At 61.4% G+C, this 22239-nt stretch carries 21 protein-coding genes; 17 read left to right on the top strand and 4 right to left on the bottom strand.

Features of this window, described 5'->3' with window-relative positions; translation table 11 throughout:
- Window positions 1–18 precede the first annotated feature (18 nt).
- Together BM317_RS23600 and BM317_RS23595 are read left to right on the top strand one after the other, a co-directional pair.
- Entirely contained in the window at window positions 19–1320 is a 1302-nt protein-coding gene (locus BM317_RS23600; RefSeq protein ID WP_092171121.1) for a urate hydroxylase PuuD, read from the top strand.
- Window positions 1321–1820: 500 nt separating this feature from the next.
- A complete protein-coding gene (locus BM317_RS23595) occupies window positions 1821–2606 on the top strand; it encodes an outer membrane protein OmpK (RefSeq protein WP_092171125.1) in 786 nt (261 codons plus the stop codon).
- Window positions 2607–2744: 138 nt separating this feature from the next.
- On the opposite strand, the gene BM317_RS23585 is transcribed toward BM317_RS23595, so the two are convergent.
- Together BM317_RS23585 and BM317_RS23580 are read right to left on the bottom strand one after the other, a co-directional pair.
- Window positions 2745–3905 (bottom strand): patatin-like phospholipase family protein, encoded by a 1161-nt coding sequence (locus BM317_RS23585; protein WP_092476483.1) that lies wholly within the window; start codon window positions 3903–3905, stop codon window positions 2745–2747.
- A 35-nt stretch (window positions 3906–3940) separates the two neighbouring features.
- On the bottom strand, window positions 3941–4873 hold the full coding sequence (locus BM317_RS23580; protein WP_092476481.1) for a lipid A biosynthesis lauroyl acyltransferase: 933 nt from the start codon (window positions 4871–4873) through the stop codon (window positions 3941–3943).
- Window positions 4874–4991: 118 nt separating this feature from the next.
- Between BM317_RS23580 and minC the strand changes: the two genes are divergently transcribed.
- The 7 genes from minC to BM317_RS23545 all read left to right on the top strand — a co-directional run bounded on the left by minC (window position 4992) and on the right by BM317_RS23545 (window position 10712).
- A complete protein-coding gene (gene minC / locus BM317_RS23575) occupies window positions 4992–5729 on the top strand; it encodes a septum site-determining protein MinC (RefSeq protein ID WP_092171142.1) in 738 nt (245 codons plus the stop codon).
- 201 nt (window positions 5730–5930) lie between these two features.
- On the top strand, window positions 5931–6743 hold the full coding sequence (gene minD, locus BM317_RS23570; RefSeq protein WP_003179114.1) for a septum site-determining protein MinD: 813 nt from the start codon (window positions 5931–5933) through the stop codon (window positions 6741–6743).
- The gene (gene minE / locus BM317_RS23565; RefSeq protein WP_003179111.1) at window positions 6743–6997 is read left to right on the top strand and encodes a cell division topological specificity factor MinE; all 255 of its coding nucleotides are present in this window, start codon (window positions 6743–6745) and stop codon (window positions 6995–6997) included. Before minD ends, minE begins: the two co-directional genes overlap by 1 nt.
- A gap of 102 nt (window positions 6998–7099) precedes the next feature.
- Window positions 7100–7735, top strand: a complete 636-nt coding sequence (locus BM317_RS23560; RefSeq protein WP_092171147.1) for an RluA family pseudouridine synthase — start codon at window positions 7100–7102, stop codon at window positions 7733–7735.
- Window positions 7736–7772: 37 nt separating this feature from the next.
- Window positions 7773–8876 (top strand): hypothetical protein, encoded by a 1104-nt coding sequence (locus tag BM317_RS23555; protein ID WP_092476480.1) that lies wholly within the window; start codon window positions 7773–7775, stop codon window positions 8874–8876.
- A 101-nt stretch (window positions 8877–8977) separates the two neighbouring features.
- Window positions 8978–10267 (top strand): M18 family aminopeptidase, encoded by a 1290-nt coding sequence (locus BM317_RS23550; protein ID WP_014339686.1) that lies wholly within the window; start codon window positions 8978–8980, stop codon window positions 10265–10267.
- 262 nt (window positions 10268–10529) lie between these two features.
- Window positions 10530–10712, top strand: coding sequence for a hypothetical protein (locus BM317_RS23545; RefSeq protein ID WP_092171156.1), 183 nt, complete (start codon window positions 10530–10532; stop codon window positions 10710–10712).
- Window positions 10713–10719: 7 nt separating this feature from the next.
- On the opposite strand, the gene BM317_RS23540 is transcribed toward BM317_RS23545, so the two are convergent.
- Complete coding sequence (locus tag BM317_RS23540) at window positions 10720–11448, bottom strand: UTRA domain-containing protein (RefSeq protein ID WP_092171160.1); 729 nt, start codon at window positions 11446–11448, stop codon at window positions 10720–10722.
- 349 nt (window positions 11449–11797) lie between these two features.
- Between BM317_RS23540 and BM317_RS23535 the strand changes: the two genes are divergently transcribed.
- From BM317_RS23535 to BM317_RS23510, 6 genes are all read left to right on the top strand, one after another.
- Window positions 11798–12865, top strand: a complete 1068-nt coding sequence (locus BM317_RS23535; protein WP_092171164.1) for an ABC transporter substrate-binding protein — start codon at window positions 11798–11800, stop codon at window positions 12863–12865.
- A 209-nt stretch (window positions 12866–13074) separates the two neighbouring features.
- Window positions 13075–13881, top strand: a complete 807-nt coding sequence (locus tag BM317_RS23530) for an alkaline phosphatase family protein (protein ID WP_092476478.1) — start codon at window positions 13075–13077, stop codon at window positions 13879–13881.
- A gap of 5 nt (window positions 13882–13886) precedes the next feature.
- Window positions 13887–14723 (top strand): ABC transporter permease, encoded by an 837-nt coding sequence (locus BM317_RS23525; RefSeq protein WP_170842339.1) that lies wholly within the window; start codon window positions 13887–13889, stop codon window positions 14721–14723.
- Entirely contained in the window at window positions 14710–15510 is an 801-nt protein-coding gene (locus BM317_RS23520; protein WP_060741108.1) for an ABC transporter permease, read from the top strand. The genes BM317_RS23525 and BM317_RS23520 overlap by 14 nt, the downstream gene beginning before the upstream one ends.
- Entirely contained in the window at window positions 15507–16496 is a 990-nt protein-coding gene (locus tag BM317_RS23515; protein ID WP_060741107.1) for an ABC transporter ATP-binding protein, read from the top strand. The genes BM317_RS23520 and BM317_RS23515 overlap by 4 nt, the downstream gene beginning before the upstream one ends.
- A gap of 46 nt (window positions 16497–16542) precedes the next feature.
- Window positions 16543–17196, top strand: coding sequence for an HAD family hydrolase (locus BM317_RS23510; protein ID WP_060741106.1), 654 nt, complete (start codon window positions 16543–16545; stop codon window positions 17194–17196).
- A gap of 112 nt (window positions 17197–17308) precedes the next feature.
- On the opposite strand, the gene BM317_RS23505 is transcribed toward BM317_RS23510, so the two are convergent.
- The gene (locus BM317_RS23505; protein WP_092171176.1) at window positions 17309–18271 is read right to left on the bottom strand and encodes a zinc-binding dehydrogenase; all 963 of its coding nucleotides are present in this window, start codon (window positions 18269–18271) and stop codon (window positions 17309–17311) included.
- A gap of 139 nt (window positions 18272–18410) precedes the next feature.
- Between BM317_RS23505 and BM317_RS23500 the strand changes: the two genes are divergently transcribed.
- Window positions 18411–20489, top strand: a complete 2079-nt coding sequence (locus BM317_RS23500) for a carboxy terminal-processing peptidase (RefSeq protein WP_170842340.1) — start codon at window positions 18411–18413, stop codon at window positions 20487–20489.
- 118 nt (window positions 20490–20607) lie between these two features.
- The coding region (locus BM317_RS23495; RefSeq protein WP_092476476.1) for a GGDEF domain-containing protein at window positions 20608–22239 on the top strand (1632 nt) is incomplete at its 3' end.

Raw genomic sequence — 22239 nt, 5'->3', positions numbered from 1 at the left:
GGGCGAGAGGTAAAGACTGTGGAAGCACATATGCTGGAATGGCTGAACCTGAGCGTACGCTGGGTTCACATGATCACTGGCGTGGCCTGGATCGGCGCGTCGTTCTACTTCGTCTGGCTGGAAAACAACCTCAATCGCGTCAACCCCAGGAGTGGCCTGGCCGGCGACCTGTGGGCGATCCACGGTGGCGGCATCTACCACCTGGAAAAATACAAACTTGCACCACCGTCCATGCCGGACAACCTGCACTGGTTCAAATGGGAAGCCTACTTCACCTGGATGTCAGGCATCGCCTTGCTGTGCGTGGTGTTCTATTGGAACCCGAGCGTCTACCTGCTGGCGCCCGGCAGCGGCCTGAGCGGCCCCGAAGGCGTCGCCTTGGGCATCGGCTCGTTGTTCGTCGGCTGGTTCGTCTATTCCTTTCTCTGCGACTCGGCCCTGGGCAAGCGCCCTGCCTTGCTCGGCCTGATCCTGTTCGTGCTGCTGATCGCCGCAGCCTACGGGTTCAGCAAGGTGTTCAGCGGTCGCGGTGCCTACCTGCATGTCGGGGCGGTCATCGGCACGATCATGGTGGGCAACGTGTTCCGCATCATCATGCCGGCCCAGCGCGCGCTGGTGGCGGCCATCGCCGAGAACCGCACCCCCGATCCAGCGTTGCCGGCCAAGGGCCTGCTGCGCTCGCGCCACAACAACTACTTCACCCTGCCGGTGCTGTTCATCATGATCAGCAACCACTTCCCGAGCACCTACGGCAGCCAGTACAACTGGTTGATCCTGGCCGGTATCGCCGTGGCGGCAGTGTTGGTGCGGCATTACTTCAACACGCGCCATGACAGCAACCGGTTTGCCTGGACGCTGCCGGTCGGCGCCCTGGCGATGATCTGCCTGGCTTATGTCACCGGCCCCAAACCCATGCCCAGCGCACCGGATGTGGCCAAGGCACCCGGCGTGATCGAGTACCAACCGTTGCCGGAAACGGCAGTGGGCGGCGGCGCGAAACCGGCGACCGCCCCCGCCGCACCGGCCTCGGCGCCCACTCAGGCCGCCAACGCCCAGGGTCCCTCGTTCGAGAAGGTCCACAGCGTGATCCAGGAACGCTGCTCGGTCTGCCATTCGGCCAAGCCCACCAGCCCGCTGTTCAGTGCCGCGCCGGGCGGGGTGATGTTCGACACGCCGCAGCAGATCCAGCAACAAGCCGCGCGCATCCAGGCCCAAGCCGTGACCAGCCAGATCATGCCGCTGGGCAACATCACGCAGATGACCCAGCAGGAACGCGACCTGATCGGCGCGTGGATCAACCAGGGCGCGCGCACCAACTGAGCCACGCGCTCCAACACCGTTAATCGTCATACCGCTGACAGGTCGACCGGCACACCACCGGTCCCCCGTCAGCGACTGCCTGCGCCTCGACAATAAGAACAAGAGGAAAGCACCCGATGACCAAGCCCCGCCATCAAGCCCCAAATTCGCCGCCCATGCGCTGTTACAGGGCACTTGAGCCCTTCGAGGCAAGCCCGTATCCTGCGCGGCCGTTTGAGGCAGGCCTACAACAAAATCCCTTCCGATCCTGACCAGACCGCCAACTTGTTGCGGCGTTGGCGGACATGACGCGCCCCTGAAAACAGCTTTTCCGACTGATCAAAAAACCGCAGGGCAAGCCATTTCCGATTTTTTCCGGACTTGGCTCAGCGCTTGCTATCAGCATTCGCCACGCTCAAAAAGCTGACCGAACGGATGTTTTCCAATCCATGGAAAAAGGCGCCACACCAGAGCGCTGACCTGAAAAAAAGCGGTACCACTTACCTTTGGGAGCAAACCGAATGAAACGTACGTGCACCAGCCTGATACTCGCAGGCTCCTTGCTGGTCGCAGGCCAGGCGATGGCCGACGACCTGTTCCAATGGCAGAACAACAGCCTGACCTACCTGTATGGCAAGGATTTCCAGGTCAACCCGCGTATCCAGCAGACCGTGACCTTCGAACACGCCGATGCCTGGAAATACGGGGACAACTTCTTCTTCCTCGACCGGATCTTCTACAACGGCCAGGACGACAGCCAGTCCGGCCCGAATACCTACTACGGCGAGTTCAGCCCACGCCTGTCGTTCGGCAAGATCTTCGACCAGAAGCTGGAACTGGGTCCGATCAAGGATGTGCTGCTGGCCATGACCTATGAATTCGGTGAAGGCGACAACGAGTCCTACCTGATCGGCCCGGGCTTCGACCTGGCGATTCCCGGCTTCGACTACTTCCAGCTGAACTTCTACAACCGCCAGACCGAAGGCCCGCGCGCCGGCGACAACGTCTGGCAGATCACCCCGGCCTGGGCCTACACCGTACCGGTGGGTTCTTCCGACATCCTGATCGACGGTTTCATCGACTGGGTGGTGGACAACGACACCAACGACAAGGGCACCTACCACGCCAACCTGCACATCAACCCGCAGATCAAATATGACCTGGGCAAGGCCTTGAAGCTTGGCGCCAAGCAGCTGTATGTGGGCGTGGAGTATGACTACTGGAAGAACAAATACGGGATCGAAGACAGCGAAGGGTTCAAGACCAACCAGAGCAACACCAGCTTCTTGCTCAAGTACCATTTCTGATCTGACTCAGTCTCAGGCCCGCCACACATCCCTGTGGGAGCGGGCTTGCTCGCGAAGGCGACTGAACATTCAATATCAGTGCAAGCTGATCCACCGCTTTCGCGAGCAAGCCCGCTCCCACAGGGGCTCAAGATGGACTCATCCCTGAGTCAACCCCAAAAACCGACTCAACGCCTCGCGCTGCGCCAGTGCATCCTGGCGTCCCAACTCGATCAGCTCGCTGCAATACCCCGCCTCGAACAACAGGTAGCTCAGCACCCCCGCGCCACTCGTCTTGGTCGCACCCGGCCCACGCAAGAAAACCCGCAACGCACGGGGCAGTTCCTGACGATGGCGAGCGGCGATTTCATCGATCGGCTGGCTTGGCGAAATCACCAATACCTCCACCGGCGCCGCGCCCAAGGCATGGGCCGGTACATCATCGGGCAGCAGGTGGCTGAAACCATTCAAGCGTTGAAGCAACTCGATGTCACTTTCCAGGCTGTCGATGAAGGTGCTGTTGAGCATATGGCCGCCGATCTGCGCCAGGGTCGGTTGCAGGCCGGTGTAGCTGCGCTCGGAAGGATCCTGGCCACCGGCGCCACGGGGGTTGCCGCTGACGCCGATCACCAGCACGCGATTGGCCCCCAGGTGCAAGGCCGGGCTGATGGGCGCCGATTGCCGCACCGCGCCGTCGCCAAAGTATTGCGGACCGATCTTGACCGGCGCGAACAACAGCGGAATCGCCGAGCTGGCCAGCAGATGCTCCACCGACAGCAGTGTCGGCACACCGATGCGCCGGTGGCGCAGCCAGGCATCGATGGTCCCGCGTCCCTGGTAGAAAGTGACGGCCTGGCCGGATTCATAACCGAATGCCGTCACCGCCACCGCCCGCAATTGCTGTTCGGCGATGGACTGCTCGATACCCGAGGCGTGGAATTGGGCCTGGAGCAGTTCGCGCAGCGGCGAACTGTCGATCAGCGCCACCGGCAACTTGGCCCCCAGGCCCAACAGGCTGTGGGTAATGAAACGCGTCGCCTGGGCGATCACGCCGCGCCAGTCGCTGCGCATGACCTGATGGCTGCGTACCGCTTGCCAGAACGCCGTCAGCCGTTCGATGGCGGTCTTGAAGTCCATCGCCCCGCTCGCCAGGCTGACCGCGTTGATCGCCCCGGCCGAGGTGCCGACGATCACCGGAAACGGGTTATCCGCCCCGTCGGGTAACAATTCGGCAATCGCCGCCAATACCCCCACTTGATACGCCGCCCGAGCCCCGCCGCCGGAAAGAATCAAACCTGTAACCGGTTCAGCTGGGGTCATCGCAATGCTCCGTGCTCAAGGTGATATCAAAAAACTCAGCCGCGTTTGTCGTACAGCTTGGGCTCGCCCGGTGGACGGCTCTTGAAGCGCCGGTGGGCCCAGAGGTACTGCTCGGGACAATCGCGCACCGACTGCTCGACCCATTGATTGATGCGGATGCAATCGGCTTCCTCGGTCTCCCCTGGGAAATCCTTCAACGGAGCCTGGATCACCAGGCGATAACCGCTGCCATCGGCCAGGCGCTCCTGGGTGAAAGGCACCACCAGCGCCTTGCCCAGGCGGGCGAACTTGGTGGTGGCGGTGACCGTCGCGGCCTGGATGCCGAACAGCGGCACGAACACGCTTTGCTTGGCGCCGTAGTCCTGGTCCGGCGCATACCAGATCGCCCGCCCGGCCCGCAGCAGCTTGAGCATGCCCCGCACATCGTCACGCTCCACCGCCAGGGAGTCCAGATTGTGGCGCTCACGGCCCCGGCGCTGGATGTAGTCGAACAACGGGTTCTTGTGCTCGCGGTACATGCCATCGATGGTGTGCTGCTGGCCGAGCAAGGCCGCGCCGATTTCCAGCGTGGTGAAATGCAGCGCCATCAGGATCACGCCCTTGCCCTCGCGCTGGGCCTGCTTGAGATGTTCCAGCCCTTCGACATGGGCCAGTTTCGCCAGCCGCGAGCGCGACCACCACCAACTCATGGCCATTTCGAAAAAGGCGATGCCGGTGGAGGCAAAGTTTTCCTTGAGCAGACGCTTGCGCTCGGCAGCGCTCTTTTCCGGGAAACACAGTTCCAGGTTGCGACGGGCAATGCGCCGTCGGTCGCCAGCCACCCGGTACATCAGCGCCCCCAATGCACGACCGACCCGCAGCAATAACGGATAAGGCAATTGCACGATCAGCCACAACAGCCCCAGGCCGCACCACAGCAGCCAGAAACGCGGATGAAAAAAAGCAGCTCGAAAACGCGGGCGATCCATTACAGCTTCCATTAAGACATGGGCCGCGCATTCTACATTGTTCGACCCGGGTTGCGGCTGGCGGACGATCTCGTTATAAGTCTCGGCACTTTTAGTGACAAGCCGTTGTACGCCGACCATGAGCCAAACCGAACCGCTAGACCAAGATCCCGTGTTCCAGCTGAAGGGCAGCATGCTCGCCATTACGGTGCTGGAACTGGCCCGCAACGACCTGGAGAGCCTTGACCGGCAACTGGCGGCGAAAGTCGCCCAGGCCCCGAACTTCTTCAGCAATGCCCCCCTGGTGCTGGCCCTGGACAAGCTGCCGGCCGGCGAAGGCTCAGTGGATCTGCCAGGCCTGATGCGCATTTGCCGCCAGCATGGTCTGCGCACCCTGGCGATCCGCGCCAGCCGCATCGAAGACATCGCCGCCGCCATCGCCGTGGACATTCCCGTGCTACCGCCGTCCGGCGCCCGGGAACGCGTGCTGGAACTGAGCCCGGCCGAAACGAAGAAAGCCCCGGAAAAACCACCGGAGCCCACCATCAAGCCAACGCGGGTCATCACCACGCCAGTGCGCGGCGGGCAGCAGATTTATGCCCAGGGCGGCGATCTGGTCATCGTGTCGTCGGTCAGCCCGGGGGCGGAACTTCTGGCCGATGGCAACATCCATGTATACGGCCCGATGCGCGGTCGAGCGCTGGCCGGCGTCAAGGGTGATACCAAAGCCAGGATCTTCTGTCAGCAATTGAGCGCTGAGCTGGTTTCCATCGCCGGGCAGTACAAGGTCTCCGAGGATTTGCGTCGCGACCCGTTGTGGGGGGCCGGCGTTCAGATCAGCCTGTCGGGCGACGTGTTGAACATCATTCGGCTTTAACGGATACTGCCGCATTTTCCAAGCATCTCTAAAACGAGCGAAAACGGCTTAAACGACGTAGGAAAAAGGATCTGGCAGTGTTTACCGGAGGTAGACCCCGCCCGACAGCCGATTCCAGCCAAGCCTGTCCAATTGCAACGGTTTTCCAGAGATGTTTTTCAGGGGCTGACAAAGTCCCTTTTTCCTTAGGGGTGAAACACCTTGGCCAAGATTCTCGTGGTTACATCCGGCAAGGGTGGTGTGGGTAAGACCACCACCAGCGCCGCTATCGGTACCGGCCTCGCTCTGCGCGGCCACAAGACAGTCATCGTCGACTTCGACGTCGGTTTGCGTAACCTGGACCTGATCATGGGTTGCGAGCGTCGCGTGGTCTACGACTTCGTCAATGTCGTCAACGGCGAAGCGAACCTGCAACAGGCCCTGATCAAGGACAAGCGCCTTGAGAACCTCTACGTGCTGGCCGCCAGTCAGACCCGCGACAAAGACGCGCTGACCCAGGAAGGCGTGGAAAAGGTCCTGATGCAACTCAAGGAAGACTTCGAATTCGTGGTCTGCGATTCCCCGGCCGGTATCGAGAAAGGTGCCCACCTGGCCATGTACTTCGCCGACGAAGCGATTGTCGTGACCAACCCGGAAGTGTCGTCGGTCCGTGACTCCGACCGCATGCTGGGCCTGCTGGCGAGCAAATCCCGCCGCGCCGAAAAGGGCGAAGAGCCGATCAAGGAACACCTGCTGCTGACCCGCTACAACCCGCAACGGGTCAGCGATGGCGAGATGCTGGGCGTCGAAGACGTCAAGGAAATTCTCGCGGTCACCCTGCTGGGGGTCATTCCGGAATCCCAGGCGGTACTCAAGGCTTCCAACTCCGGCGTGCCGGTGATTCTCGACGACCAGAGCGATGCCGGCCAGGCATACAGCGATGCCGTCGATCGCCTGCTGGGCAAGACCGTGGAGCATCGTTTCCTCGATGTAACGAAGAAAGGTTTCTTCGAGCGCCTGTTTGGAGGTAGGTAATGAACCTTTTTGACTTCTTTCGTGCCAACAAAAAGCCCAGTACCGCCTCGGTCGCGAAAGAGCGTCTACAGATCATCGTGGCGCACGAACGCGGCCAACGCAGCACCCCTGACTACCTGCCAGCCTTGCAGAAGGAACTGGTGGAAGTGATCCGCAAATACGTCAACATCGGTAGCGATGACGTGCATGTGGCGCTGGAAAGCCAGGGCAGCTGCTCGATCCTGGAACTCAATATCACCCTGCCGGATCGCTGATCGCCCCGGCGGGAGCCACGGCGGCTCGGGTCCTTCTCCTCCCACCCTTGGGTTCGAGAAGGGCCCGAGCCGCCGTTGGCGTTTGTAACGAGACTGTTTTCAATGCCCCTGTCCAACATCCGCATCATTCATCAGGACGCCGCTGTCCTGGTGGTCGACAAGCCGACCCTGTTGCTTTCCGTGCCCGGCCGGGCCGACGACAACAAAGATTGCCTGATCACCCGCCTGCAGGAAAACGGCTATCCGGAAGCGCGAATCGTGCACCGACTGGACTGGGAAACCTCCGGCATCATCCTCTTGGCCCGTGACCCGGACACCCATCGCGAACTGTCCAGGCAATTTCATGATCGCGAAACCGAAAAAGCCTACACCGCGTTGTGCTGGGGCCAACCGGAGCTGGACAGTGGCAGCATCGACCTGCCCTTGCGCTACGACCCGCCGACCAAACCCCGGCATGTGGTGGACTATGAACACGGCAAACACGCCCTGACCTTCTGGCGCGTACTGGAACGTTGCGGCGACTGGTGCCGGGTCGAGCTGACGCCGATCACCGGGCGCTCGCACCAATTGCGCGTACACATGCTGTCCATCGGTCACCCGCTGCTGGGCGACGGGCTCTACGCCCATCCGCAGGCCCTCGCCGCCTGGCCACGCCTGTGCCTGCACGCCAGCATGCTGAGCTTCACCCATCCGCAAAGCGGCGAGCGCTTGCGCTTCGAGTGCCCGGCACCGTTCTAGATCCGTTAAAAATGGCTTCATCCGATAAAGGCTTGGCATGCAGGTTATTGATTTTCAGGAAACACCCGTCAAAAAAGTCCGCCACCAATTGCTCTACCTGATCTACGGCGACAAGGACGCTTATCGCCACGAAGCCAAGTTCAGCATCCTCACCGCCCTGGCCCACGGCAATCCGGCGACCCTGCCCAGCATCAGGATCCTGACCGACCGGCCTGAGGATTATCGCGGCTGGCCAGTCGAAACCCTCGCGCTGAGCCCGCAGTTGCTGGCCGAGTGGCAAGGCAACAACGGTTACATTCACCGACGCAAGGCCTGTGCCATCGCGGCCGGCCTGACGCTGGCGGAGAAGACCCTGTTCGTCGACACCGACACGCTGTTCCTGTCCGATCCCGACCTGCTGTTCAAGCAAATCCAGCCAGGGCAGTACCTGATGGACAGCTTCGAATACCACTGGGACTATGTCTGCAAGCGCGAGGACTACCTCAAGCTGGGCACGCGCCTGCGCGCCCACGGCATCACCCCGGACAACCGTTTCAAGCTCTACAACAGCGGGTTATGCGGTGTGACGGACAAAGACGGCGCGCTGCTGGCCCAGGCCGTCGGACTGATCGATGAGTGGACCGAAAGTGGCTTCGACATCCACACCATCGAACAGATCGCGATTTCATTCACCCTGCGCAACCAGGCCATCAGCGAAACCAACAAGCACGTTTATCACTACTTCGCCGAGAAGCGCTTCTTCCACACCATGCAAGCGCACTTCTTTGCCCAGCACGGCGAGGCGTTCAATACCCAATTGGTGGAGCGTTGCCATGACGTTCCGCGCACCCGGCCTTTCCCGTCGGCCTGGCGGCGGCTGAAGATCAAATGGAAGTTGCGCAATCACAGCGGCCCCTTGCACAGGATCGGTCGCGACCTGCTGTATGGCAGCGCGGCACCAGAGCACCCTTACTACAACCTCTGCCGGCACCATTGGTGGGATTCTGCATCGCGGGAGATCCTTCGCCTGGACCCGAAACACCAGCAACAGCTATTCGGCCAACTGGAGTACTGGCCGCGGCACCTGCCGGAACCTTCCAAGGCACAAGACAAGCCCCTGATCATGGCGCACTTGCGCAAACGGATCACGGCGTCGGACTGATCGATGGCGGGACCCGTGGAACAATCCGCGACGGGGGATTGGGCCTGCAACGCAGGCGGTCGATGGGGTAAACTCCCGCCCATCGCTGTCTGGAGTGACTTATGCGCGCAGAGTTGAACCAAGGCCTGATCGACTTCCTCAAGGCCTCCCCTACCCCGTTCCATGCCACCGCCAGCCTGGCCAAGCGCCTGGAGGCGGCCGGTTATCAGCGTCTTGACGAGCGCGAGACCTGGGCCACCGAGGCCAACGGTCGCTACTACGTCACGCGCAACGATTCCTCGATCATCGCCTTCAAGCTCGGCCGCAACTCACCGCTGCACGACGGCATTCGCCTGGTCGGCGCCCACACCGACAGCCCTTGCCTGCGAGTCAAGCCACAGCCGGAGCTGCAACGCCACGGGTTCTGGCAGTTGGGCGTGGAAGTCTACGGCGGCGCACTGCTGGCGCCGTGGTTCGACCGCGACCTGTCCCTGGCCGGGCGCGTGACCTTCCGCCGCGATGGCAAGGTCGAAAGCCAGTTGATCGATTTCAAGGCGCCGATCGCCACGATTCCGAACCTGGCCATCCACCTCAATCGCGAAGCCAACCAGGGCTGGGCCATCAACCCGCAGAACGAACTGCCGCCGATCCTTGCCCAGTTCGCCGGTGACGAGCGCGTCGACTTCCGTGCCGTGCTCACCGATCAACTGGCCCGGGAACACGGCCTGAATGCGGACGTGGTGCTCGATTACGAGTTGAGTTTCTACGACACCCAAAGCGCCGCGGTCATTGGCCTGCACGGCGACTTCATTGCCGGCGCGCGCCTGGACAACCTGCTGTCGTGCTACGCCGGCCTGCAAGCCTTGCTGAACGCCGACACCGAAGAAACGTGCGTACTGGTGTGCAACGATCACGAAGAAGTTGGCTCGTGCTCGGCCTGTGGCGCCGACGGCCCGATGCTGGAACAAACCCTGCGTCGCCTGCTGCCTGAAGGTGAAGAGTTCGTCCGCACCATTCAGAAATCCCTGCTGGTGTCGGCGGACAACGCCCACGGCGTGCACCCCAACTATGCCGACAAGCACGACGCCAACCACGGCCCCAAGCTCAACGCCGGTCCGGTGATCAAGGTCAACAGCAACCAGCGCTACGCCACCAACAGCGAAACCGCCGGGTTCTTCCGTCACCTGTGCATGGCCGAAGAAGTGCCGGTGCAGAGCTTCGTGGTACGCAGCGACATGGGCTGCGGCTCGACCATCGGCCCGATCACCGCCAGCCAGCTGGGCGTGCGCACCGTGGACATCGGTTTGCCGACCTTCGCTATGCATTCGATCCGCGAACTGTGCGGCAGCCATGACCTGGCGCATCTGGTGAAGGTGCTGAGCGCGTTCTACGCCTCTCGCGAGTTGCCATAACCGCTAAACCTATTTGGACCAGAGACATGCAGGCTCTTGTGGCGAGGGGATTTATCCCCGCTGGACTGCGAAGCAGTCCCAGAACTCACCAACCACCGCGATTATCCGGTAGGCGTAGGGGGTTGCTGCGCAACCCAGCGGGGATAAATCCCCTCGCCACAACAGTGTTCTCCTCAGGATCGCGGGTGATGTGACACACATCACCACAACCCGGCAAAACCCCAACTAGACTGGCCTTATCCTCCCCGACAAGGCCGTCTCCATGGTTTCCATATCGTCGTTCAACGCCATGCTGGTCCCCATCATCGCCGGCATGATCCTGCTGGCCATCGGCTTCAACTTCCGCGACAAGAACGTCGGGGTCTTCGCTATGTGGATCGGCATGCTGCTGATCCTCGCCACGGTGTTATTCAGGATCCTGGCCAAGCTCAACGAGTCAGCCTGAGTTCACCTCAAGCAGACGGTTGCGCGGGCACATCCACTCCGACATGGATCGCGTCGTGTCGCCAGAACTCCAGGTCGCAGTCAATCAGCCGCTGGTGCTGGTCATAGTTGACCCGTGCGATGCGAAGCCCGGGGCTGCCCGCCGAAACCCTCAACGCCGCTGCCGCTTCCGGCTGTAAAGAAGTGGGCACGATTTCGAACTTCACTCGGCCGTAGTGCAGGTCGTAATGGCGGGCGTACAACTCGGTGATGGACTGGTTGAGATCGAACTCCAGGATGTCCGGAAAATACTGCGGGTTCAGGTAGTGCTCGACATACAGCACCAGGCGCTCATCGATACGGCGCACGCGGCAGATCTGGATCACGCTGGACAGCGCCGGCAGTTGCAACCAGGCACACACAGCCGCCGAAGCCGGTTGCAGGCGCGCCGAGATCACTTGGGTAGAAGGCACACGCCCCTGGGCCTCAACCATGGCGTGGAAATGGCTACGCTGCATCAGGTTGTAGGCCAGGCGCGGCGGCGAGACGAACCAGCCGCGGCGCTCCTCCCGATAGATCTGCCCCTGGGCTTCGAGCTGCAACAACGCCTCACGCACGGTAATCCGCGTGGTCCCGAACAATTCACTGAGCTTGCGCTCGGCCGGCAACTTGCTGCCGGGCGCCAGCAACCCATGGTCGAGTTGCTCTTGCAGGACCTGTCCGATGGCTGTCACCGCTTTGGTTGCATCGATGCGCATCAACGTTACCTATCTGGACTAGACCAGCACTGTTTCGGGGCAGGATCGACGGTTCATTGATCCGTTTCTGGGTCCAGCAAGCCTAGGCACTGCTCATGACTGGCAGATGACAGAGCCGCCGAACGGTCGTTTTGCCAGCGTGCAAATTAACGGCCAAGTCCTTTCAGATCAGCTGTTTAACCATGGTCTACGCTTAATTCGCAGCCAACCTCCACGAGCCGGGTATTTCCGGGAGCCCCCGACACCGACATCAAAATGTCACAGGGCTCGCCTACATTGGCTCAGGTATTGCTGACCTAGACCAACACAACCGCAATCGCAGCGTTGAAAACGCCCATAGGAGCTTCGGATGAAACAGCTTTTCCTGGCATCACTGTTAGGCTCGACCATTGCCATGTGCACCGCCGCCATGGCCGCTGACACCGATCTGAAAACGTTGGAAGCCGCTGCGAAAGCGGAAGGCGCCGTCAACAGTGTCGGCATGCCCGATGACTGGGCAAACTGGAAAGGCACCTGGGACGACCTGGCCAAGGTGTACGGCTTGAAACACATCGACACCGACATGAGCTCGGCCCAGGAAATCGCCAAGTTCGCCGCCGAAAAAGACAACGCCAGTGCCGACATCGGCGACGTCGGAGCGGCGTTCGGTCCGATCGCGGTCAAGCAGGGCGTGGTCCAGCCCTACAAGCCAAGCACCTGGGAACAAGTGCCCGCCTGGGCCAAGGACAAGGACGGCAACTGGGCATTGGCCTACACCGGCACCATCGCCTTCATCGTCAACAAGAAGCTGCTGCACGGTTCCGAAGTGCCGACCAAATGGGCTGACCTGAAGACCGGCAAATACAAAGTTTCCATCGGCGACGTAAGCACCGCGGCCCAGGCCGCCAACGGCGTGCTGGCGGCGGCCCTGGCGAACGGGGGCAATGAGAAGAACCTCCAGCCGGCCCTGTTGATGTTTGCCGAGATCGCCAAGCAAGGGCGCCTGTCCATGGCCAACCCGACCATCGCCACGATGGAAAAAGGTGAAGTCGAAGTCGGTGTGGTCTGGGACTTCAACGGCCTGAGCTACAAGGCCAAGATGGCCAACCCGGATGACTACGTCGTGCTGATTCCGTCCGACGGCTCGGTCATCTCCGGCTACACCACCATCATCAACAAATACGCCAAGCACCCGAACGCCGCCAAGCTGGCCCGCGAGTACATCTTCAGCGACGCCGGCCAGATCAACCTGGCCAAGGGCAACGCCCGTCCGATCCGCGCCGAGCACCTGAAACTGCCGGAAGAGGTCCAGGCCAAGCTGCTGCCGAACGAGCAGTACAAAGGCGTGACCCCGATCAAGGATGCGGATGCGTGGGAGAAGACTTCCAAGGCACTGCCGCAGGCGTGGAATGAACAAGTCATCGTCGAGATGAAGTGAGGCGGTAGTCAGACCCGCTCGGATATCCACTGGCAATCCAATTGTGGGGGCAGGCCCTGTGGGAGCGAGCTTGCTCGCGATAAACGATGACACGGTATTGCTCCGTGTCGCCTTCATCGCAAGCAAGCTCGCTCCCACAGAAGCTCGCTCCCACATTGGATCTGCGGTGAGTCCGAGTTTTCTGGTGTCCATCCGGAGTCCTGGTATCCATGAAGCACAACGTCATCCTGGTGGTGCTCGACGGTCTCAACCATGAGGTCGCCCGGCATGCCATGGGGCATTTGCAGGCTTACGTTAGCGCAGGACGCGCGGCCCTCTACAAACTGGAATGTGAGTTGCCCGCCCTGTCCCGCCCACTCTACGAATGCATCCTCACCGGCGTCGTGCCCATCGACAGCGGGATCGTGCACAACAACGTCACGCGCCTGTCGAACCAGCGCAGCATTTTCCACTACGCCACCCAGGCCGGCCTGAGCACAGCGGCTGCGGCGTACCACTGGGTCAGCGAGCTCTACAACGCTTCACCCTTCGTGGCCGGTCGCGACCGTCACACCGACAATCCCGACCTACCGATTCAATACGGGCATTTCTACTGGAACGACCACTACCCCGATTCCCATCTGTTCGCCGACGCCGAACACCTGCGTCAGCGCTACTTGCCGAACTTCCTGCTGGTGCACCCGATGAACATCGACGACGCCGGCCACAAGCACGGCCTCGACACCCCGCAATACCGCAACAGTGCCCGCTCGGCCGACATCAACCTGGCGGTCTACCTGCAAGCCTGGCTCGACGCCGGTTACCAGGTGCTGGTGACCTCCGACCACGGCATGAACAACGACCGCTCCCACAACGGCCTGCTGGCCGAAGAACGGGAAGTGCCGCTGTTCGTCCTGGGTGACAGCTTCAGTTTCGATCCCGCTGCCACGCCGAGACAGACCGAACTGTGCGGCACGATTTGCCAATTGCTCGGCATCGACCACGACAAACCCTATTGCCAGGAGTTACTCAAGTGAACGCCATGACGCGCGGCAAATGGCTGGCAGCGTTGTGCCTGGTGCCCTTCGCGATTTTCTTCATCGTGTTCCAGATCGCCCCGTTGCTCTGGGTGCTGGTCAACAGCCTGGAATCGGAAGAGTTCGGCTGGGGCCTGGCCAACTTCAGCAAGATTTTCAATTCCAAGTTCTACCTGCAAGCCATCCAGCACAGCCTGGAGATCAGCTTCTGGTCCAGTGTGTTCGGCATCGTCATCGCCGTGCTCGGCAGCTACTCACTGCGCCGTGTGGATTCGCGGCTGCGCAACTTCGTCAATGCCTTCGCCAACATGACCAGTAACTTCGCCGGCGTGCCCCTGGCCTTCGCCTTCATCATTTTGCTGGGGTTCAACGGCAGCATCACGATCATGCTCAAGCAGGCGGGGATCATCGAGGATTTCAACCTGTATTCGAAAACCGGGCTGATCATTCTCTACACCTACTTCCAGATTCCCCTCGGCGTGCTGCTGCTCTACCCGGCCTTCGACGCCCTGCGCGAAGACTGGCGCGAATCCGCCGAGTTGCTCGGCGCCAGCGGCTGGCAGTTCTGGCGGCACATCGGCTTGCCGGTGCTGACCCCGGCACTGCTGGGCACCTTCGTGATCCTGCTGGCCAACGCCCTCGGTGCCTATGCCACGGTCTACGCGTTGACCACCGGTAACTTCAACGTGCTGCCGATCCGAATCGCCGCCATGGTCTCCGGCGACATTTCCCTCGACCCGAACCTGGCCAGTGCCCTGGCCGTGGTGCTGGTGGCGTTGATGACCGTGGTGACCATCGTCCATCAGTTGCTGCTCAAGAGGAGCTACCATGTCTCGCGCTGAACCGGGCTCCGTCGGGCTCTATCATCGGGCGGTGGTGTACCTGCTGTTCGCCATCCTGCTGCTGCCCCTGGCCGGCACGCTGGTCTACTCCATCGCCAGCAGTTGGTCGGCCACCGTGCTGCCCAGCGGCTTCACCTTCAAATGGTATGTGCAGTTGTGGAGCGATCCGCGCTTTCTCCACGCCTTCGGTCAATCGTTGCTGGTCTGTGTCGGTGCGCTGGTGCTCTCGGTGGTGTTGATCCTGCCGCTGCTGTTCGTGGTGCACTACCACTTCCCCAAACTCGACGCACTGATGAACATCCTCATCCTGTTGCCGTTCGCGGTGCCGCCCGTGGTGTCGTCGGTGGGGCTGTTGCAACTCTATGGCTCCGGGCCGCTGGCGATGGTCGGTACGCCGTGGATCCTGATCGGTTGCTACTTCACCGTCGCCCTGCCGTTCATGTACCGGGCGATCACCAACAACCTGCAAGCCATCAACCTGCGCGACCTGATGGACGCCGCCCAACTGCTTGGCGCCAGCACTTTCCAGGCCGCGTTCCTGGTGGTGCTGCCAAACCTGCGCAAGGGCCTGATGGTGGCGCTGCTGCTGTCCTTCTCGTTCCTGTTCGGCGAATTCGTGTTTGCCAACATCCTCGTCGGCACCCGCTATGAAACCCTGCAGGTCTACCTGAACAACATGCGCAACAGCAGCGGCCACTTCACCAGTGCGCTGGTGATCTCCTATTTCTTCTTCGTACTGGTCCTGACCTGGGCGGCCAATATCTTGAACAAGGACAAAAGCCAATGAGCTACGTCAGCGTCCAACACCTGCAAAAAAGCTATGCCGGCACCCCGGTGTTCAGCGACATCAACTGCGAGATCGCCAAGGGCGAATTCGTCACCCTGCTCGGCCCTTCCGGTTGCGGCAAGTCCACGCTGTTGCGCTGCATTGCCGGCCTGACCGCAGTGGATGCCGGCCAGATCATCCTCGACGGACAGGACATCGTCCCGCTGAGTCCTCAGAAACGCGGCATCGGCATGGTCTTCCAGAGCTACGCCTTGTTCCCGAACATGACCGTGGAGCAAAACGTCGCCTTCGGCCTGCGCATGCAAAAGGTCGACGCCTCGGACAGTCGCCAACGCGTGCTGGAGATTCTGCGCCTGGTGGAGCTGCACGATTTTGCCGCCCGCTATCCCCATCAACTCTCCGGCGGCCAGTGCCAGCGTGTCGCCCTCGCCCGCTCCCTGGTCACGCGACCGCGCCTGTTGCTGCTGGACGAGCCGCTGTCAGCCCTGGATGCGCGGATTCGCAAGCACTTGCGTGAACAGATCCGACAGATCCAGCGTGAATTGGGCCTGACCACGATTTTCGTCACACATGACCAGGAAGAAGCCCTGACCATGTCTGACCGGATTTTCCTGATGAACCAGGGAAAGATCGTACAAAGCGGCGATGCCGAAACCCTTTACACTGCGCCAGTCGATGTCTTTGCCGCCGGCTTCATCGGCAACTACAACCTGCTGGACGCCGACAGCGCGAGCAAACTGCTGCAGCGGCCGGTGAACGGTCGCATCGCCATCCGCCCCGAGGCCATCGAACTGAGCCGCAGCGGCCAGGCCGATGCGCTGATCCGCAGCCACAGCCTGCTGGGCAACGTCATCCGCTACCGGGTCGAGGCCCGTGGCGTGGAGTTGGTGGTGGATGTGCTCAACCGCTCGGCCGCCGACCTGCACCCCGATGGCGCACGGTTGGCACTTTCCATCGATCCATCGGCGCTGTGTGAGGTAGCCTGATGGCTTTGTTGATTTTGAAGCTGATCTTGAAAAGGGAAACACGTTGATGGCCCTGGCAATTTTTGATCTGGACGAAACCCTGATCCACGGCGACTGCGCCACCCTCTGGAGCGAACAGATGGGTCGCCTGGGCTGGGTCGATCCCGAGTCGTTCATGCGGCGCAACAACGAGCTGATGGATGCCTACAGCCACGGCAAGCTGAGCATGGAAGAGTACATGGACTTCAGCCTGGAACCGATGATCGGCCGCACACCGGAAGAAATCGAGCACCTGGTGGCGCCGTGGGTGGAAGACTTCATCGAACCGATCATCTTCAGCGACGCCACCAAGACCATCGCCGAACACCGCAAGGCCGGCGACCGGATCCTGGTGATATCGGCCTCGGGCACGCACCTGGTCAAGCCGATTGCCGAACGCCTGGGTATCGATGAGATCCTGGCGATCGAGCTTGAAGTGGCCCATGGCGTGTACAGCGGCAAGACCGTGGGCACCCTGACCTACCGCGAAGGCAAGATCGCGCGGTTGCTGGATTGGCTGGATGCCGAGGAGGAGAACCTGGAAGGCGCGAGTTTCTATTCCGACTCGCGCAACGACCTGCCGTTGTTGCTCAAGGTCGATCACCCGCACGTGGTGAACCCGGACCCGGTGTTGAAGGCCCATGCCGAATCGGCCGGGTGGCCAATCCATAGCTGGAAATAAGCAGCCCGGTGTGGGAGCGAGCTTGCTCGCGATGACGGTCGCACACCCAACAACTTTGTTGACTGTCACACCGCTATCGCGAGCAAGCTCGCTCCCACAAGTCTGCGCAAAATCAGCTCAGGTTCTCATCGATCAGCAACACCAACTTGCCCGACACCTGATTGGTCGCCAGCTCCGCGAACGCCGCCTCGGCGTCCTTGATCGCGAAGGTCCGGGCCAACTGCGGGCTCAGGCGCTTGTCGGCAAACAGCGGCCACACCTGTTGCCCCAGCTCACTGATCAAGTCGGCCTTGAATTGCTCATCGCGGCTGCGCAGGGTCGAGCCGAGCAGTTGGATACGCTTGCCCAGCACCTGGGCCAGATCGAGCTCGGTCGAGCGCCCGCCCATCAGGCCGATCAACACCCAACGGCCGTCAACTGACAAAAGTTTCACGTTGAGTTTGGCGTAGCTGCCACCCACCGGATCGAGGATCACATCGAAGGGACCGAGGTCGTTCAAACCCTCCAGGCCATCGGTGCGTACCACCCCGCCTTGGGCGCCCAGGGCCTCGCAATAGGCGAGACGATCAGCGGAGCCGACACTGACCCAGCATGGGTTGCCGAACGCCTTGCACAGCTGGATCGCGGCCGAGCCGACGCCGCTGGCCCCGGCGTGCAGCAGCACTTTCTCGCCCGGCTTGAGCGCCGCCAGCTGGAACAGATTCAGCCACGCGGTGCTGTAGACCTCAGGCAGCCCGGCCGCTTCAGCCAAGGACAAGCCCTCCGGCACCGACAGCACATGCCGGCCATCGACCACCACCTCCTCGGCCATTCCACCGCCGGCCAGCAACGCGCAAACGCGGTCGCCCACCTGCCAGGACGAGCCCGGCCCGACCTCGCTGATCACCCCGGAACACTCCAGCCCCAACACTTGGCTGGCGCCGGGTGGCGGCGGGTAAAGCCCGGCTTTTTGCAACAAATCGGCCCGATTCAGGCCGGCGGCCGCCACACGGATGCGAACTTGCCCCACATCACACGTCGGGCTCGGCTCATCTGCCCATACCACTTGGCCTTCAACGCCTTGCAATGCTTTCACGGTGCCTCCATAGTGAGTCTCGACTGGGCCCGCTGCTTCAACGCCGGGCTTTCTTGCATTATGCGCCCGGGCCACATGGAACCGGCGACTTCAAAGACGGCCTAATATGCGTTATCAATTGTCCCTGCGTCGAATCAGCATGAAGCATCTGTTCCCCAGCACCGCCCTCGCGCTCGTCATTGGCCTCGGCCTGTTACCGTTGTCGAACGATACGTTCGCGGCCAACAGCTGGGACAAGCTTCAGCCCGATCGCGACGAAGTGATTGCCAGCCTTAACGTCGTCGAATTGCTCAAGCGCCATCACTACAGCAAGCCGCCGCTCGATGACGCGCGCTCGGTCATCATCTATGACAGCTACCTGAAGCTGCTCGATCCGTCCCGCAGTTATTTCCTGGCCAGCGACATCGCCGAATTCGACAAGTGGAAGACCCAGTTCGACGATTTCCTCAAGAGCGGCGACCTGAACGCCGGGTTCACTATCTACAAGCGCTACCTGGACCGCGTGAAGGCGCGTCTGGACTACGCCCTTGCCGAGCTGAACAAGGGCGTCGACAAAATCGATTTCAATACCAAGGAAACCTTGCAGGTCGACCGCAAGGACGCCCCTTGGCTCAAAAGCACAGCCGAACTCGATGACCTGTGGCGCAAGCGCGTCAAGGACGAAGTGCTGCGCATGAAGATCGCCGGCAAGGATCCCAAGCAGATCCAGGAAACCCTGACCAAGCGCTACAAGAACCAGTTGGCGCGCCTGGACCAGACCCGCGCCGAGGACATTTTCCAGGCGTACATCAACACCTTTGCCATGTCCTACGACCCGCACACCAACTATCTGTCGCCGGATAACGCGGAAAACTTCGACATCAACATGAGCCTGTCCCTGGAAGGCATCGGTGCCGTGCTGCAGAGCGACAACGACCAGGTGAAGATCGTGCGCCTGGTCCCGGCGGGCCCCGCAGACAAAACCAAACAGGTCAGCCCGGCGGACAAGATCATCGGTGTCGCCCAAGGCAACAAGGAAATGGTCGACGTGGTCGGCTGGCGCCTCGACGAAGTGGTCAAGCTGATCCGCGGCCCGAAAGGCTCGGTGGTGCGCCTGGAAGTCATCCCGGCCAGCAACGCGCCGAACGACCAGACCAGCAAAGTCGTGGCCATCACCCGCGAAGCGGTGAAACTGGAAGAACAGGCGGCGAAGAAATCGGTTCTCAATCTCAAGCAGGACGGCAAGGACTACAAGCTCGGCATCATCGAGATCCCGGCTTTCTACTTGGACTTCAAGGCTTTCCGCGCCGGGGATCCGGACTACAAGAGCACCACTCGCGACGTCAAGAAGCTGCTGACCGAACTGCAGAAGGAAAAGGTCGACGGCGTGGTCATCGACTTGCGCAACAACGGCGGCGGCTCCCTGCAGGAAGCCACCGAGCTGACCAGCCTGTTCATCGACAAGGGCCCGACCGTGCTCGTGCGTAACGCCGATGGCCGAGTGGATGTGCTGGAAGACGAAAACCCGGGCGCGTTCTACAAAGGGCCGATGGCCTTGCTGGTCAACCGCTTGTCGGCCTCGGCCTCGGAAATTTTCGCCGGCGCCATGCAGGACTATCACCGCGCACTGATCATCGGCGGCCAGACCTTCGGCAAAGGCACCGTGCAGACCATCCAGCCGCTCAACCACGGCGAGCTGAAGCTGACCCTGGCGAAGTTCTACCGGGTGTCCGGCCAGAGCACCCAGCACCAGGGCGTACTGCCTGACATCGATTACCCGTCGATCATCGACACCAAGGAAATCGGTGAAAGCGCCCTGCCCGAAGCCATGCCGTGGGACACCATCCGGCCGGCGATCAAACCGGCCGTGGACCCGTTCAAGCCGTTCCTGGCCCAACTCAAGTCCGACCACGACGCGCGCTCGGCCCAGGATGCGGAGTTCGTGTTCATCCGCGACAAGCTGGCCCTGGCGCAGAAGTTGATGATGGAGAAAACCGTCACCCTCAACGAAGCCGACCGTCGTGCGCAGCATGCCGACATCGAGGCCAAGCAACTGGCCATGGAAAACCTGCGTCGCAAGGCCAAGGGCGAAGAACCGCTCAAAGAGCTGAAGAAAGAAGACGAAGACCTGATCACCGAGCCGGAGAAGACCAAGCCGGAAGACGATGCCTACCTGAGCGAGACCGGGCGGATCCTGCTGGATTACCTGAAACTCAATACGGCGATCGCCAAGCACTAAGATGATGGCCATTTAATGGTGATGCTCGTCGGAGTGTCATCAAACTGACATCAGTCTGTCGTGAAATACAGGACTGGGTGCCCCGCACCCGGTCCTTTTTTTATCGCCCGAGATTGCCATGACCACGACAGAACAGCTGAGTGCCTTGAGTTCGATCCTGGCTCAAAGCGGTTTGCACAGTCTGTTCCAACCGATCATCTGCCTTTCCGAACGGCGCATCGTGGGCTACGAAGCCTTGACCCGCGGCCCTTCCAACAGCCCGCTGCACTCGCCCATCGCGCTGCTCTCCGTGGCGCGCCAGGCCGGACGCCTCAGCGAGCTGGAGCTGGCCTGCCGCCGCAGCGCCTGCCAACGCTTCAACGAGCAAAAACTGCCGGGCAAGCTGTTTCTCAACGTCTCGCCCGAATCCCTGCTGGAATCCGCACACCAGACGGGGCGCACGCTGCAATTGCTGCAGGATTTCGGCATCGCACCCAGCCAGGTGGTGATCGAACTGACCGAACAGACCCCTATCGATGACTTCCAGCTCCTGCAAACCGCCCTGCATCACTACCGGGCCATGGGTTTCTCGATTGCCCTGGACGACCTCGGCGCCGGTTATTCGAGCCTGCGGTTGTGGTCAGAATTGCGACCCGACTATGTGAAGATCGACCGGCATTTCATCGACGGCATCCATCAGGACGCCCTCAAGCGCGAGTTCGTGGGCTCGATCCTGAAAATCGCCCGGGCTTCCCGCGCCCAGGTGATTGCCGAGGGAATCGAACTGCCGGAAGAACTGGCGGTGCTGATCGAAATGGGCGTCGACCTGGTCCAGGGTTATCTGCTGGCCCGCCCCCAGGAACAACCGTCACGCGATGCCAGGGCGCTGATGCCCAGGCAGGACAGCGGCGTGGCGGCGCTGAGCGATGAGATCAACGACCTCAGTGCGCTGCTCAACGAACAACCGGCGATGGCTCACAACACACCGACCGCCACCGTGCTGGAAGCGTTTAGGCGCCAGGCCAACCTCAACTCGCTGGCCGTGCTGGACAATCAGAACCAACCCTGCGGTATCGTCCATCGCCATTCACTCTCCGACGCCTTGCTCAAACCCTTCGCCACCGACCTGTTCGCCCGCAAGCCCATCAGCCGGCTGATGAGCGATGACTTTCTGGCGGTGGAGTTGAACCAATCGTTGCAACAAGTCAGCCGCCTGATCACCAGCCGCGCCCGACAACGCATCGAAGAAGACTTCATCATCACCCTCAACGGCGGCTACCTGGGCCTGGGCCGGGTGATCGACGTGCTCAAGCTCATCACCGAGCTGAAAATCCAACAGGCCCGCTACGCCAACCCACTGACCCTGCTGCCGGGCAACGTCCCGATCCAGCAATGCCTCACGCGCCTGCTGCAACAACGGCAGGAATCGATGATCTGCTACGTGGACATCGACAGCTTCAAGCCCTTCAACGATATCTACGGCTACGGCCGCGGCGACGAAGTCCTGCTGTGCCTGGCCCAATGCCTGAATGAACGCATCGACCCCAGCCGCGACTTCGTCGGCCACATCGGCGGCGACGACTTCCTGCTGGTCCTCGGCCCGGAAGACTGGCGCAAACGCCTGGACCAATTGCTGAGCGACTTCCAGACCCATTGCCGGCGCTTCTATCGGCCTGAACATCTGGAGGCGGGATGCTTTACCGCACTGAATCGGCAAGGGGTTCGCCAGGAATTCGCGTTGTTGTCGCTGTCGATTGGCGTGGTGCACCTG

The organism is Pseudomonas sp. NFACC24-1, assembly GCF_900115235.1.
GTDB classification, from domain to species: domain Bacteria; phylum Pseudomonadota; class Gammaproteobacteria; order Pseudomonadales; family Pseudomonadaceae; genus Aquipseudomonas; species Aquipseudomonas fluorescens_AA.
Note: the sequence above shows the minus strand (reverse complement) of the source record. Positions and strands in the feature narration are given on the sequence as shown.

Excerpts from the sequence above, each read along its gene's own strand:
- BM317_RS23595 (WP_092171125.1), top strand. The coding sequence starts at position 1,821 with ATGAAACGTACGTGCACCAGCCTGATACTCGCAGGCTCCTTGCTGGTC.
- BM317_RS23585 (WP_092476483.1), bottom strand. The coding sequence starts at position 3,905 with ATGACCCCAGCTGAACCGGTTACAGGTTTGATTCTTTCCGGCGGCGGG.
- BM317_RS23580 (WP_092476481.1), bottom strand. The coding sequence starts at position 4,873 with ATGGATCGCCCGCGTTTTCGAGCTGCTTTTTTTCATCCGCGTTTCTGG.
- minC (WP_092171142.1), top strand. The coding sequence starts at position 4,992 with ATGAGCCAAACCGAACCGCTAGACCAAGATCCCGTGTTCCAGCTGAAG.
- minE (WP_003179111.1), top strand. The coding sequence starts at position 6,743 with ATGAACCTTTTTGACTTCTTTCGTGCCAACAAAAAGCCCAGTACCGCC.
- BM317_RS23560 (WP_092171147.1), top strand. The coding sequence starts at position 7,100 with ATGCCCCTGTCCAACATCCGCATCATTCATCAGGACGCCGCTGTCCTG.
- BM317_RS23555 (WP_092476480.1), top strand. The coding sequence starts at position 7,773 with ATGCAGGTTATTGATTTTCAGGAAACACCCGTCAAAAAAGTCCGCCAC.
- BM317_RS23550 (WP_014339686.1), top strand. The coding sequence starts at position 8,978 with ATGCGCGCAGAGTTGAACCAAGGCCTGATCGACTTCCTCAAGGCCTCC.
- BM317_RS23545 (WP_092171156.1), top strand. The coding sequence starts at position 10,530 with ATGGTTTCCATATCGTCGTTCAACGCCATGCTGGTCCCCATCATCGCC.
- BM317_RS23540 (WP_092171160.1), bottom strand. The coding sequence starts at position 11,448 with ATGCGCATCGATGCAACCAAAGCGGTGACAGCCATCGGACAGGTCCTG.
- BM317_RS23535 (WP_092171164.1), top strand. The coding sequence starts at position 11,798 with ATGAAACAGCTTTTCCTGGCATCACTGTTAGGCTCGACCATTGCCATG.
- BM317_RS23530 (WP_092476478.1), top strand. The coding sequence starts at position 13,075 with ATGAAGCACAACGTCATCCTGGTGGTGCTCGACGGTCTCAACCATGAG.
- BM317_RS23525 (WP_170842339.1), top strand. The coding sequence starts at position 13,887 with ATGACGCGCGGCAAATGGCTGGCAGCGTTGTGCCTGGTGCCCTTCGCG.
- BM317_RS23520 (WP_060741108.1), top strand. The coding sequence starts at position 14,710 with ATGTCTCGCGCTGAACCGGGCTCCGTCGGGCTCTATCATCGGGCGGTG.
- BM317_RS23515 (WP_060741107.1), top strand. The coding sequence starts at position 15,507 with ATGAGCTACGTCAGCGTCCAACACCTGCAAAAAAGCTATGCCGGCACC.
- BM317_RS23510 (WP_060741106.1), top strand. The coding sequence starts at position 16,543 with ATGGCCCTGGCAATTTTTGATCTGGACGAAACCCTGATCCACGGCGAC.
- BM317_RS23500 (WP_170842340.1), top strand. The coding sequence starts at position 18,411 with ATGAAGCATCTGTTCCCCAGCACCGCCCTCGCGCTCGTCATTGGCCTC.